Below are 13,834 nucleotides of genomic sequence, written 5' to 3'. Positions count from 1 at the left end.
AGGGCCGAGCCCCGGTCAGTCGTCGGTCGGGGCTGGCGCGCCCTGCGAGTCGTCTGCCGCCTCGCCCGGCGGCGCGTCGAACAGCGGGCTCTGGTCGCCGGGCGTGAACGTGTTGAGGACGAGCGCGGTGAGCGCCGTCACGACGACCGGCTGGCCGAAGAAGGTCTCGGCGGCCGAGGGGAGTCCGCCGATGGCGTCCGGGCGGGTGGCGACCCCGAGGCCGAGGCCGAGGGAGGTCGCGAGGATGACCATGTTCCGGCGGTCGAGGTCGACGTGGAGGAACACGAGGCGCGCGCCGCTGGCGGCGACCATCCCGGCCATCAGCAGGACCGCGCCGCCGAAGACGGCGCTCGGGATGGTGGCGACCGCCGCGCCGACCTTCGGGCTGAGGCCCAGCACCGCGAGGATGGCCCCGGCGACGCCGACGACGTGGCGGCTCATCACGCCCGTGAAGTTGACGATGCCCGCGTTCTGGGAGAACGACGTGACCGGGAACGCCGCGAACGCCGCGCCGAGCGAGCTGAGGAGGCCGTCGGTGAACAGCCCGCCCCGGAGCTCCTCGGCGTCGGGGTTGCGGCCCTCGGCGGCGGTGATGCCCGACATGTCGCCGACGGTCTCCATCGCCGAGACCAGAAAGAGGAACGCGAAGGTGACGATGGCGACGGGCCGGAACTCGAAGCCGAACCCGCCGGGCGTCGGGAACGCGACCCACGCCGCCTGCCCGACCGCCGAGAAGTCGACGAGACCCAGCGGGAGCGCGACGACGTAGCCGACCGCGAGGCCGACGAGCGTGCTGAGGAGCCGGGCGACCCCGCCGGTGAAGAGGTTGAGCGCGACAGCGACGAACAGCACGAGCGCGGCGAGCCCGACGTTGTGGGCCGCGCCGTAGTCGCTCGCGCCGACCCCGCCAGCCGAGTAGTCCATCGCGACCGGCACGAGGTAGAGGCCGATGATGATGACGACCAGTCCGGTGACCAGCGGCGGGAAGAACGGCTTGATGCGCTTGAACTGCCAGCCGATGAGTCCCTCGACCGCGAAGCCGGTGACGAGTATCGCGCCGAAGACGGCTCCCAAGCCGTGACTCATGCCGATGGACGACGCGGCCCCCACGAAGGTGAAGCTCGTTCCCATCACGATGGGGAGCTTCGCCCCGACCGGGCCGACGGCGTAGGCCTGTACCACGGTCGCCAGCCCGGAGAACAGCAGGACCATCTGGACGATGTAGGCGGTGTCGGCCGCGCCCAGACCCACGTCGCCCGCGACGATGTACGCCACCGCGGTCGCCGGGACTATCATGACCGCGACGTGCTGGAGCCCCAGCAGGAGCGACTTGGGCCACGGCGGCCGGTCGTCGAGTTCGTACTCGAGGTCTATCTCCCCGTCCGTGTCGGTCGTCATTCTATACGACCCACCGAGAGACCCCCGGCAGATAATAGTTTCGCGTTCGAGCCCATATTTGACCTTTATCGGTATGAAATATGCATATTCGTGTGCCGAAATGGCCGGAGTGAACGCGTAGCTCGGTGACACGAATCACGGAAACGGCCGGTGACACAGACCACCGGGCGGGAATGAAAGGGGCGGCGCGCTCGCGTTCACTTCAGTCGTCTCCGGCGGCCCTATTCTCGCGCGGGCGGTGTCTTCGCGAGCGGAGCGAGCGAAGGCCCGTCGGACCTGCGGTCCGACGGCGCGGAAAGCGCGAGAATATCCGTCGGAGCGACCGCGAGCGGGCCGGGGCTTTCGAGGAGATATTCTCGGCCCTCTCTCCAGCAGTTCTCGAAAAACAGACCGAAACGACCGACGGACGACCTAGTGAATCGTGACTTCGAAGTCCTCGACCGAGACGTCCACCAGACTCGTCGCCTCGTACTCCGTGTCGTCGAGCGCCGACCCACCGACCTTCCGGATGACGACCACGATGTCGGCGATTTCGGCACCGATGTCGTCGAGCGCGCCCGTGATGGCCGCGAGCGTCCCGCCCGTGCTGAGCAGGTCGTCGACGATGAGCACGCGGTCGCCCTCCTCGATGTCGTTGATGTACATCTCGGATTCGGAGTAGCCGGTGGTCTGGTGGAGCGCGACCTCGCCCTCCAGTCCGTACTCGCGCTTGCGGATGACCACGAGCGGAACGTCGGTCTGGAGCGAGAGCGCGGTGGCGATGTGGATGCCCATCGCCTCGGGCGCGACGATCTTGTCGACGTCGAGGTCGGCCGCGCGGATGATCTCGACCACGACCTCCCGGAGGAGTTCGGGTTCGAGCATCGGCACGCCGTTGCTGATGGGGTGGACGAGGTACTGGTAGCCGTCCTTGTCGATTATCGGGGCCTCGTGTAACGAGTCGTGGAGTCGCTCCATGGCGTCCGTTGGGGCAAACGGAGGAAAAGCGGTTCGTTCTCGGTCCGAGCGCGACTACTGCGCGGGCTGGGGCGGGGTCGACTCTCCCTCTTCTTCGTCCTCTTCGTGCGGGAAGTTGTCGATGGTCTCGGCGCGGAAAGCGGCCTCGTCGAACTCGTAGTCGCCGTCGAGGAACTCGACGACCTTCTCGGCGTCTCGCATCGCGTTCTTGAGGCAGGTCGACGCGCCCGGCGACGGCGTGATGTTGAAGATGATGTCGTCGCCGACGATCTTGGCCTCGCCCATGTCGAGGGACTTCGCGCTCGTGTCGACGATCTGGGGCCGGACCCCGCCGTAGCCCTTTGCGCGCTCGATGTCGTCGAGGGTCGCGGTCGGGACGACCTTCTGGACGTGCGGGAGGAACTGCTTGGGCCCGACGTTGGGCAGGTCGTAGACGAGGTTCCGGAGCACGTACGGCAGGAGGATGCGGTCGGCGAGGATGTTGGCGTAGCTCAGGAACGCCGCGGCGTTCAGCCCGAACACGTCGAGGAAGTCCCGGACGGTCGAGATGCGGCCGCGTTCGAGCGCGGGCACGAGCTTCGCGGTCGGCCCGAACCGCGTGATGGAGGGGTCGTGAACGTCGGCGTCGCCGTGGACCGCTGCGAAGGGCAGTTTCTTCATCTGGAGGGTGTAGACCTTCCCGTTGAGGAAGTCCTCGGCGAGGAAGAAGCTCCCGGCGACCGGGAGCAGGACCTTGTCCTGCCCGTAGCCGAGTTCCTTGGCCATCTGGAGGCTGTGGGAACCCGCGGCGACCACGGTCGCGTCGCAGTCGAACCGACCCTCCGTCGTCTCGATGGTGTAGCCGTCGAGCGTGGGCGTGATGTCCCGGACTTCGGTGCCGGTGAACACGTCGACGTGGTCCTCCTCGTCGGCGCGCTCGACCATCGACTTCGCGGTCTGGCCGTAGTCGACGACGTAGCCGTCGGGCGTCTGGAGCGCGAGCATCTCCGTGGACGGGTCGCGGCCCTCCACGACCTTCGGTTCGTACTCGGCGATCTCCTCGCGCCCGATGGCCCGCAGCTTCGGGAAGAGGTCGCCGAACCCCTCGTCCTCGTAGCGGCGTTCGAGCTTTTCCACCTCCTCGTCGCCGACGCCGAGGACCATCTTGCTCCGCCGGTCGTGCATCTCCCGGTCGGGGTCGTGGTTCTCCAGATACCCCGCGAGGAGCTCCGCGCCCTCCTTTACCTCCTCGGCCTTTTCGAGCGTGTAGTTGGTCTCGATGTCTCCGAAGTGGAGCGTCTGGGAGTTGTTCGTGTGGTCGGTGTTTATCGCCGCGATCTCCGGCTCCTTCTCGACCAGCGCGATGGAGTCGATGTCGGAGAACTTCGCGGTGGTGTACAGGAGCGATGCGCCGCTGATTCCGCCGCCGACGATGACGAGGTCGTACTTTCCGGACATGTTTTGGAAGGTGTCGTACGTTTCGACTACTGGACCCCGGACGGATAACTCATAGTTTTTCGCGCTCGGTTTTCGTCGATCGACGAACTTCGAATCGACGCGTGCGCGCTCGACGACGCTTCGGGCCGCCAGCCCGATTCTGACGGGGCTCTCGGCGTTGGCGTCGTCTCACCCGAGAGCGGAGGGATGGGACCGCGCTGACCGACACTTCAGACCGGCCCTCGACTCGAAACGTCACGACGGACGCCCGACCCTCCAAGAAATCGAAACGATGAAGTAGGTAACTAACCGCTCAGTTAATATTGCGGCGCTCTCTCGGCTGAACCGGACCAATCGAGAGCCCCTCGGAACCGCTCCCCCCGGAGACCGGCCGAGGGCCCGACCCACTGCGGGGAGGCCGGAGGCGAGCCGAGGAGAACGGAGGCACTACCGACTCGCATGGACACCACCGACACCTCGAACGTCGTCCTCATCACGGTCGATTCGCTCCGGGCCGACGCAATCGGTCCGTACGCGCCCGAGCGCCACACGCCGGTGATTGACTCCCTCGCCGACCGCGGTACCGTGTTCGACCACGCGTTCGCGACCGGCAACTGGACGCCGTTCTCGTTCCCGTCGATCCTCGCCTCGCGCCCCGTGTTCGCGGATACGGGGCGAATCGGCGTCGACGAGTCGACGACGCTCCCGACGGCGCTGTCGGAGACCGGCGTCTCGACCGGCGGATTCAACGCCGCGAACGGCTTTCTCACCTCCCACTGGGGGTACGACGACGGGTTCGACGAGTTCGAGCCGTTCGTCGCCAGCGTCGGGTCGAGCATCTACAGTCGCTATCTCGCGACCCATCCCACCGTCGAGGCGTGGATACAACTGGCGACCGCTCCGATTCGACGCCTCGGCTCGAAGCTCCGCGGGAACACCGACGACCGGCCGTTTCTCGACACCTCCAGGATGTTCGACGTCGAGCACGCCGCGAGGTCGTTCATCGAGGACCGGGACTCGCCGTTCTTCCTGTGGGTCCACTACATGGACACCCACACGCCGTACGTCCCCGCGCCTCGCTACATCCGGGAGGTGTCCTCGAACCTGCTCGGGACCCACCGGATGCTCCACGCACACACCCGGACCGGACTGGGGCTGGAGGTCGGCGAGCGGACGCTCGCCGACCTCCGGACGCTCTATCAGGCGGCGGTCCGGCAGGTCGACGCGAGCATCGGTCGGCTCCTAGACACACTGTCGGCCAACGGCGTCGCCGACGAGACCGCCGTCGTCCTCGCGGGCGACCACGGCGAGGAGTTCCAGGAACACGGCCACCTCGCCCACTACCCGAAGCTGTACGACGAGCTGATCCGGGTCCCGCTGGTCGTCGACGTCCCCGGAGACTCGGGCGGCCGGGTCGAACGGCAGGTGGGGCTGGACGCGATTCCGCCGACGGTGACCGACCTGCTGGACGTCGACCCCGCGCCGGACTGGCGGGGCGAGACGCTCGTGCCGAGCGTCCTCGGCGACGAACCGCCGGTCGACGAACCGGTGGTCTCGGTGGCCGTCCGCGGCGAGGAGGTGACCGCCCAGCCCATCCCCCGGTCGCTCTCGGACGGCGACCTGCTGGTGAGCGTCCGCGACCGGGACTGGACCTACATCGAGAACGTCGACGAGGGCTCGACGGAGCTGTACTACCGGCCCTCCGACCCGGACCAGCAGGAGGACCTCTCGACCGACCCGACCGCCGAGCAACGGCGCGTAATCGAGCGCTTCGGTCGGCTCGCCGAGGGCCACGCCGCCGCGTTGCGCGACCGGACGGAGAGTGCGACGGACGACGACGACATCGACGCCGGGCTCGAAGCTCGCCTGGAAGCCCTCGGTTACCGATAGATGGTCCGAGCATTCCTCCGGAACCTCGTCGACGGGCCGATCGCCACGCAACTCCGGCGGTTCGTCACCGTCGGAATCTTCACGGCGGGGGTCCAGATGGTCCTGCTGTGGCTGTTCGTCGACGTGGCGGGTCTGAACTACCTCGTCGGCGCGTTCTTCGCCATCGAGATAACCATCGTGCTGTCGTACGTCCTGAACAACGCCTGGACCTTCCGCGAGTCCCGCCGGACCGGCGGGCTCGAGTATCTGGCCGGACTGCTCAAGACGAACGTGGTCCGCGGCACCGCGATTCCGATACAGCTCGGGGTGCTGTTCGTGCTCGTGGAGTGGCGACACGTCCCGTACCTGCTCGCCAACGCGGTCGCAATCGTCATCAGCGGAATCTACAGGTACGTCCTCGACGCACGATGGACGTGGGGGCACACATGACCGGGGGAGTACGCCCGATTCCGACGAGACGCTGGAGGGACACATGATTCCCGAAGTACACTCGATTCCGATAGCACAGTTCGCGTCGCTGGCCGTCGAACCGCTCGTGGTCTCCGGTGGCGACTTCGTCGAGCGAATCGTCGCCTCGGCGACCGGCTGGCCCGGCATGGGCGTCATCTTCGTGTACTCGTTTCTCATCGCGTTCGTGCTCCCCGGACCCAGCGAGGTCGTGCTGGTCGCGCCGGTCGATTTGGGCCTGCCCCAATGGGGGAACCTCGGGGCCATCATGCTCGTCAGCGCGGTCGGAAAGGCCGTCGGAAGCCTGTTCGCGTTCCACATCGGTCAGGAGGTCAAGCACTCCGGGCCAGTGACCCGGTGGTTGCGCCGGTCCCGGTGGAACGTGCTGGAGTGGTCGGAGGCCCGCTCGGTCCAGCTCGCCCAGCAGTACGGCTACGGCGGCCTCGCCATCGCGCTGTCGGTCCCGTTCTTCCCCGACACCATCTCGATCTACGCGTTCGCCGTGCTGGAGAAGAACTACACGCGGTTCGCCGTGGCGACGTTCCTCGGGAGTCTGGGTCGGCTCGTCGTCACGGTCGGGTTCTTCGGTGGTCTCTTCGCGGTGTTCTGAGTCGGCGACGCTTGCGTTCGGAATAGGGTCGGCAACGCTTGCGTTCGGAAATCCGCGGTCGGATTTCCGGCCTCGGCACTCATAGGGCTCGTCACGACTGGCTGCCGAGACCAGTTCGGAGCACGCGCCTCGTCATCGGCCACCTCGACCTACTCGCTCGGGCGGAAAGACCCTTACTCCTCGCGGTCGAACCGTCGCGGTCGACCATCACCCCCGACCGATGACCCGTCCAGTCGCGAGCTTCGTCGTTCCCGCGAGGGACGAAGCCGCCTACCTGCCCGAGACGCTCGACAGCATCCGCGCCCAGCGGAGCGACCGCCCGTACGAACTCCTCGTCGTGGACGGCGACAGCGACGACGCGACCGCCGAGGTCGCACGGCAGTACGACGCCGCGGTCGTCGAACAGTCCGGAACCGGCATCGGCGACGCGCGCCACCGCGGGGCCGAGCGCTCCCGCGGGGAGTGGCTGGCGTTCGTGGACGCCGACACCGCGGTCCGGCCCGACTACCTCGACTCGATGCTCGACTTCGCGCGCTCGGAGGGGCTCGCGGCGGCATCCTCGCGGTGTCGCATGCGGGGTCCCGCGCGGGCGAGGGTGATGGAGGCCACCATCAACCACGTCTTCCCGCGACTCGCCCGCCCCGTCCTGCCGGGGTTCAACTGCGTCGTGGCCCGGGACGCCTACTTCCGGGTCGGCGGGTTCCCGGACGTGCCCAACGAGGACACCGCGTTCAGTCGGCGACTCGCCCGCGAGGAGCCGACGGGCTACCATCCCGAGGCGCTCGTCGAGACCTCCGCGCGCCGAATCGCGCGGTCGGGACTGACGGGAACGCTGTACCACTACCTGCGTCTCGACTGGCGACGGATTCGGGCGGAGTACTGACCGGCGCGTCGGCTGGCCCCGGACGCGTCGGCTGGCTCGAACGCGTCGACTGGCCCCGAACGCGTCGGCCGACCCGGCGCGCTCGGTCGGGTGCGCGCGGCCGCGCGCACCCGACCGAGAGATACAGATACAAGCCACCGCCCGACCAACGCCGGGACATGGACCTCGCCGAACTCACCGCGCGGTACGACGACAGACTCCGGACGAGCGACTTCGCCGACGTGGACGCCAGCGCGAACGGCCTGCAGGTCGGTCCCGACCACAGCGAGGTCGAGACCGCGGCGTTCGCGGTCGACGCCGCCGAGCAGACCGCCGAAGTCGCGGCCGACCGCGACGCCGACGTGCTGGTGGTCCACCACGGCGTCTCGTGGGGCGGCATCGAGCGCGTCACCGGCCGGGAGTACGGCCGCATCGCGCCCCTCGTCGAGAACGACGTGGCGCTGTACGTCTCCCACCTCCCGCTCGACGCCCACCCCGAACTCGGGAACGCGGCGGGAATCGCCGACCTGCTGGGGCTGGAGGACCGCGAACCGTTCGCCGAGTTGGGCCCGGAACACGTCGGCCAGCGCGGCCGCGCGCCCGACCCCGTCGCGACCGACCGCCTGCGCGCGACCCTCGAATCCGAACTCGACCACTTCGGGCAGGGCGTCCGGGTCCTCGACTTCGGCCCCGAGGAGATCGAGGACGTGGCGGTCGTCACCGGCAGCGGCGTCGACTGGCTCGACGAGGCGGCCGAGACGGGCGTCGACGCCCTGATAACCGGGGAGGGAAAGGGGAAGGCCTACCACGTCGCTCGCGAGGAGGGGCTCACGGTGTTCCTCGCGGGCCACTACGCGACCGAGACCTTCGGCGTGCAATCGTTGCAGGCGCTCGCCGACGAGTGGGGACTGGAGACGACGTTCATCGACGCGCCCACCGGGCTGTGAGTCCGGTCGCGTGACCGCCGACCCCCGGTTTCCGCCGGTCGCTCGCGGCCCTCGGCCGCGAGCGACCGGCGGTCCGAGCGGGTGGTGGCTCCGAGGCCATCGACTCGCTTCGGACCTATCGCCTCCCGCAAACAAGAACTAAGAACGACCGTCCCGTGGTTCGGCCGGATGGTGGGCAACGAAGACGACGCGCGAGTTTCGCGGCGGAGCGTCCTCAGGGGAGCCACGGGACTGGCCGGAATCGGTCTCGCTGGTGCGAGCGCGAGCGCTCGCACCAGCGAGACCCAGAGCGAGGAGTTCGAGGGGTTCGTCTGCGGGTCGGACCCGACCGAAGGCGAGACGTTCACCGTCGAACCGCGCTGCGACGGCGACTGCGAGGTCATCCGGGCGACCGGGCTCGCGCCCGACTGCTCGGGCGGGCGCGAGGACATCTACGTCGACCTCCACGGTACCGACCCGACCGTCTGGGTGACCCCGACCGACGACCGGACCGGGGCCATCCGACCGGGGACCTACCGTTTCGCGGGGGTCGAGCGGTGCGGCGGGGCGGCCCCGGCCTGCGACGGCGACGCCCTGCATCGGGTGCGATTCCGCCCCGAGCGCGGGTGACGCGAGTCGCGCGGAGCGAACGCCAGTTCGCTCCGCGCGACCCCCCGGGAGTATCGCGTTTTCGCTCGCAGGAATAGGTACTATTAAAACCCCTCCGTTCAACTTGAATGACGTGTCCGGCGGGTTTCAACAACCCACGCGGTTGCCGAAGCCATCGGTCACGCGACGGTTCTCGACGGACACGGGCCGCGGCCAACCGGCCCCGACAGCCGAGCCTCGCGGTTGCGGCTAATTGAACCGCCGCTGGCGTCCGACCGCCGCCACGCGGGCCCATGCGGTAGTTGGCACCACCGATTCTGCGCGACTCGACCCGACGAGCGATGAGGTCAGATTATCAGCGTTGATACGGCGACCAAAACTTATCGTGTCTAAGTACATATCCGTAGGAGAGAGCACTAGATGGTACACAGATGGGACTTTGTGAAACGAATCCGGCAGAGCTACGCGCTCAAGTTGGCGCTCGCGCTGATCTCGGTCGTCGCGCTGATCGTCGCAGTGGGGGCGCTCGTGCAGGCTCAGACGGCCGACCAGCTGGAGGCCGACGTGGAGGAGGAACTCACGACGCTCTCGGAGTCCCGAGCCGAGAGCATCGATACGTGGCTGTCGAGCGTGCAGACCCAGACGAAACGTAGTGCAAACCATCCGGTCTTCCAGAGCGGTGACACCGAGCGTATTCGGTCGCACCTCCGGGAATTGGTCGAAGGCGAGAACGTCCCTGACGGCGTCGTGGCTGTCCACTACTACGACGCCGACACGAAGGAGATCGTGACGAGTTCGAGTGACGAGATGGTCGGCGTCGAACCCGACGAGCAGGGCGCGCCGTTCGCGACCGACCCGCCGACGTTCGACGGACGGAACGACGTTCACGTCTCCGACCCGTTCGAGGTTCCGGTCGCCGACTTCCCGGTCGTCGCGGTCATCGCGCCGATCCCCGACCGGCCGGACGAGCGGGTTATCTACATGGTGAACATCGAGGAGTACACCGACTCGCTCACCGAGGGTGAAAGCGGCGGACACACGGTGGTCCTCGACTCGGAGGGGAGATTTCTCGCGCACCCGGACGACGAGAAGCTCCTGACCAGCCACGAGGGCGGGAGCGACAGTCCCGCGGTAGAGCGAGGTATCGCGGGTGAAGCCGGCTTCATGGAGATGAACGACGGGACGTTGATGGCATTCGCGCCGATGGAGTCGACCGACTGGGTCGTCGTCGTCCGCGCCCCCGCAGACGAGGCCTACGCGCTGGGGGCGGCGGTGACCTCGAACATCCTCGGCATCATCCTGCTGGCCGTGGTAAGCCTCGCGCTGGTCGGCGTGACCATCGGGAGCAACACGGTCATCTCGCTTCGCCAGCTCTCGGAGAAGGCCGACGAGATGGCGGGCGGCGACCTCGGAGTCGAACTCGATACCGCGCGGACCGACGAGTTCGGGTCGCTGTACGACTCGTTCGCCCGGATGCGCGACTCCCTCCGCGACCAGATCGCCGAAGCCGAGCGGGCCCGCGAGTCGGCCGAGGAGGCCAAAGCCGAGGCCGAAGCCGCCCGGGAAGCCGCCGAGGACCGCCGGGAAGTCGCCGAGGAGCTCTCGGTCCACCTCGAAACGAAGGCGAACCACTACGAGGAGGTGATGAACGCCGCGGCCGACGGCGACCTCGGCGTCCGGGTCGACCCCGAGAGCCGCAGCGAGGCGATGGTCGCCATCGGCGAGTCGCTCAACGACATGCTCGACGACATCGAGCGCACGGTGGCGAACGTCAAGCGGTTCGCCTCCCACGTCTCGAACGCCGTCGTGGACGTCGAGGAGAGCGCAGAACAGGTGATGGCGACCGGCGAGGAGGTCAGCGATTCGATGGGCGAAATCTCGGAGGGCGCGGGCCGCCAGACCGACCAACTCGGCGAGGTCGCCAGCGAGATGAACACCCTCTCGGCCAGCGCCGAAGAGGTCGCCGCCACCGTCGACGACGTGGCCGCGACCTCCCAGCAGGCGGCGGCCGCGGGCGAACTCGGTAAGGACGCCGCCGAGGAGGCCCTCTCGGAGATGGACGCGGTCGAGGCCGCGACCGAGCGGACCGCCGCCGAAATCGAGGAACTCGACGACGAGATGGAGGCCATCGGCGACATCGTCGAGGTCATCACCGAGATCGCCGAGCAGACGAACATGCTCGCGCTCAACGCCTCCATCGAGGCCGCCCGTACCGACGCCGAGGGCGACGGCTTCGCCGTCGTCGCCGACGAGGTGAAGAACCTCGCGGAGGAGACCAAGGAGTCGGCGGCCGAAATCGAGGGGCGCATCGAGGCCGTCCAGGAGAAGACCGGCCAGTCCGTCGAGGGCATGTCCGAGACCAGCGACCGCATCAGCGCCGGAGTCGAGACGGTCGAGGGCGCAATCGATGCGCTGGAGGAGATCGCGGCGTACGTCGAGGAGACCGACGCCCGAATCCAAGAGATACAGGAAGCGACCGAGGACCAGGCCGAGTCCTCGACCGCGGTCGTCCAGATGGTCGACGACGTCGCATCCATCAGCGAGGAGACGACGAGTCAGGCCGAGTCGGTCTCGGAGGCGGCCGACGCCCAGACCGAGACGCTGACGGAGGTCCGGGACGACGCCGACGATCTCGCGGAGCGCGCGGCCGAACTGTCGCGCCTGCTCGATGACTTCCGCGTGACTCGCGGGGCCGGGCCGTTGGACGACACCGACTTCGAGAGCGCGGAGGTGAGCGACCGATGATGGACCTCATCCCGGTCTGGTTCTGGCTCGGGACGCTCGGGATGGCGGTCGGAACCGCCTACCCGCTGTGGCGACTCCTCACGGAGCCCCGGTACTCGCGCCACTACGCGGTGCTGGCGGCGGTAACCGGATTCGCCGCGGTGGCGTACCTCGCGATGGCGTTCGACCTCGGGAAAGTGACCGTCGGCGACGGCTCGCTGTTCCTGCCGCGGTATCTCGACTGGATGGTGACGACGCCGTTGCTGGTGCTGTATCTGGGGATGCTCTGTCGCCCCGAACGGAAGGTGTACGCCGCGCTGGTCGGCGTCGACGTGCTGGTCATCGGGGCGGGCGTCGTCGCGGGCCTGCTCGCCGAGCCCTACAGCTACGTCGCGTATCTGGTCGGCTGCGTGGCATACGTCGGCCTGCTGTATCTGCTGTTGACCGTGCTGCCTCGGCAGGCGAATCTCCACGGCGACCGCGTGAGCGCGGTGTTCCAGAAGCTACGGAACCTGACGGTCGTCCTCTGGACCATCTACCCCGTGGTCTGGATTCTCGGCCCGCTCGGGGTCGGCCTGCTGCAGACGGGAACCGAGGTGATGGTCGTCACCTACCTCGACCTCATCAGTAAGGTCGGGTTCGTCTTCATGGCCGTCAACGGGGCCGACGCGCTCGACCAACTCCGGACCGGGGCGGCACTGGCCGACCCCGCAGGCGCGAGCGACGAGCGCGCGCCTGCGGCCGACTGACGCGCTGACAACTGTCGGTCCTCTCCTCCCGGGAATCCGTAATCGCGCCGTTCAAGCGTCTGGACCGACCAGCACCCTACATGACCGACGACCACGAGTCAGACGACGCTCACGACCCACACCGCGAGGAGTTCCACCACGACCCCATCGCTCACGCCGAGGCGCGGGCGGGCATGACCGTCGGCGACCTCGTCTCCGAGTACGGGGCGGCGGGCATCGGGGCGGCCGACCTCCACGAGGCGGTCGACATCTACGCCGAGATGCTCGGGCGCGAGGACGTGACCAACTTCTTCGGACTCGCGGGCGCGATGGTGCCGACCGGGATGCGCCGACTCGTCGCCGACCTGATTCGGGACGGCCACATCGACGTGCTGGTGACGACCGGCGCGAACCTCACTCACGACGCCATCGAGGCCATCGGCGGCAAGCACCATCACGGAAGGGCGAGCCCTTCCTGCTCACACTCGCGCGACTCGCGTGAACACGGCTTGGTCCACGCCGAGGGCAAGACCGAGCGCGAACACGACGAGCAGTTGCGCGACGAGGGCGTCGACCGCATCTACAACGTCTACCTCCCGCAGGAACACTTCGCGCTGTTCGAGGACCACCTCCGGTCGGAGGTGTTCCCAGCGGTCGAGTCGGAGGGGACGGTCAGCATCCAGCGGTTCACCGAGGAACTCGGTCGCGCCAACAGCGAGGTCAACGACCGCGAGGGCATCGAGGAGGGCGCGGGCGTCGCGGCGGCGGCATACGAGAACGACGTGCCCATCTACTGCCCGGCGATTCAGGACTCGGTGCTGGGCCTGCAGGCGTGGATGTACTCCCAGACCTCGGAGTTCTCGCTCGACGCGCTGGCCGACATGACCGACATCACCGACCGCGCCTTCCACGCCGAGAAGTCGGGCGCGATGGTGGTCGGCGGGGGCGTCCCGAAGAACTACGTCCTCCAGACGATGCTCGTCGCGCCCGAGGCCTACGACTACGCGGTCCAGCTCACGATGGACCCGCCCCAGACCGGCGGCCTCTCGGGCGCGACCCTCGACGAGGCGCGCTCGTGGGGCAAGCTGGAGAAGGCCGCCCGGAACGCCAGCGTCTACGCCGACGCGACCATCACCCTGCCGCTGGTGGTCGCGGCCGCGCGCGAGCGAATCCAATAACGTGTCGAGCCGGGAGCTGTCGGACAGCGTCGCTTAGCGGGACAGCCGCCAGAAATCGGCCGGTGACGCAAGCCACGGGGTGGGACTGA

At 68.2% G+C, this 13,834-nt stretch carries 12 protein-coding genes; 9 read left to right on the top strand and 3 right to left on the bottom strand.

The features are described 5' to 3' along the window. Positions 1–15: 15 nt before the first annotated feature. The 3 genes from NGM10_RS12190 to NGM10_RS12180 all read right to left on the bottom strand — a co-directional run bounded on the left by NGM10_RS12190 (position 16) and on the right by NGM10_RS12180 (position 3,792). Entirely contained in the window at positions 16–1,398 is a 1,383-nt protein-coding gene (locus NGM10_RS12190; protein WP_253479143.1) for a uracil-xanthine permease family protein, read from the bottom strand. 411 nt (positions 1,399–1,809) lie between these two features. Then, entirely contained in the window at positions 1,810–2,355 is a 546-nt protein-coding gene (gene hpt, locus NGM10_RS12185; RefSeq protein WP_253479141.1) for a hypoxanthine/guanine phosphoribosyltransferase, read from the bottom strand. Positions 2,356–2,409: 54 nt separating this feature from the next. Then, the gene (locus NGM10_RS12180; RefSeq protein WP_253479139.1) at positions 2,410–3,792 is read right to left on the bottom strand and encodes an FAD-dependent oxidoreductase; all 1,383 of its coding nucleotides are present in this window, start codon (positions 3,790–3,792) and stop codon (positions 2,410–2,412) included. A gap of 438 nt (positions 3,793–4,230) precedes the next feature. Between NGM10_RS12180 and NGM10_RS12175 the strand changes: the two genes are divergently transcribed. From NGM10_RS12175 to NGM10_RS12135, 9 genes are all read left to right on the top strand, one after another. Next, positions 4,231–5,661 (top strand): sulfatase, encoded by a 1,431-nt coding sequence (locus tag NGM10_RS12175; protein ID WP_253479137.1) that lies wholly within the window; start codon positions 4,231–4,233, stop codon positions 5,659–5,661. After that, positions 5,662–6,090, top strand: a complete 429-nt coding sequence (locus tag NGM10_RS12170) for a GtrA family protein (protein WP_253479135.1) — start codon at positions 5,662–5,664, stop codon at positions 6,088–6,090. 43 nt (positions 6,091–6,133) lie between these two features. Next, positions 6,134–6,718 (top strand): YqaA family protein, encoded by a 585-nt coding sequence (locus NGM10_RS12165; RefSeq protein WP_253479133.1) that lies wholly within the window; start codon positions 6,134–6,136, stop codon positions 6,716–6,718. 220 nt (positions 6,719–6,938) lie between these two features. Next, the gene (locus NGM10_RS12160) at positions 6,939–7,601 is read left to right on the top strand and encodes a glycosyltransferase family 2 protein (RefSeq protein ID WP_253479131.1); all 663 of its coding nucleotides are present in this window, start codon (positions 6,939–6,941) and stop codon (positions 7,599–7,601) included. Between the two features lie 158 nt (positions 7,602–7,759). Beyond that, entirely contained in the window at positions 7,760–8,527 is a 768-nt protein-coding gene (locus NGM10_RS12155; protein WP_253479129.1) for a Nif3-like dinuclear metal center hexameric protein, read from the top strand. 168 nt (positions 8,528–8,695) lie between these two features. Next, positions 8,696–9,136 (top strand): hypothetical protein, encoded by a 441-nt coding sequence (locus tag NGM10_RS12150; protein ID WP_253479127.1) that lies wholly within the window; start codon positions 8,696–8,698, stop codon positions 9,134–9,136. 399 nt (positions 9,137–9,535) lie between these two features. Further along, positions 9,536–11,860 carry a methyl-accepting chemotaxis protein gene (locus NGM10_RS12145; protein WP_253479125.1) on the top strand — a complete coding sequence of 775 codons (2,325 nt, stop codon included), beginning with the start codon at positions 9,536–9,538 and terminating at the stop codon, positions 11,858–11,860. Continuing rightward, positions 11,857–12,588 (top strand): bacteriorhodopsin, encoded by a 732-nt coding sequence (locus NGM10_RS12140; RefSeq protein ID WP_253479123.1) that lies wholly within the window; start codon positions 11,857–11,859, stop codon positions 12,586–12,588. Before NGM10_RS12145 ends, NGM10_RS12140 begins: the two co-directional genes overlap by 4 nt. Positions 12,589–12,668: 80 nt before the next feature. Beyond that, complete coding sequence (locus tag NGM10_RS12135) at positions 12,669–13,745, top strand: deoxyhypusine synthase (protein WP_253479121.1); 1,077 nt, start codon at positions 12,669–12,671, stop codon at positions 13,743–13,745. Positions 13,746–13,834: the final 89 nt, after the last annotated feature.

Source organism: Halorussus salilacus (assembly GCF_024138125.1).
Taxonomy (GTDB): domain Archaea; phylum Halobacteriota; class Halobacteria; order Halobacteriales; family Haladaptataceae; genus Halorussus; species Halorussus salilacus.
Note: the sequence above shows the minus strand (reverse complement) of the source record. Positions and strands in the feature narration are given on the sequence as shown.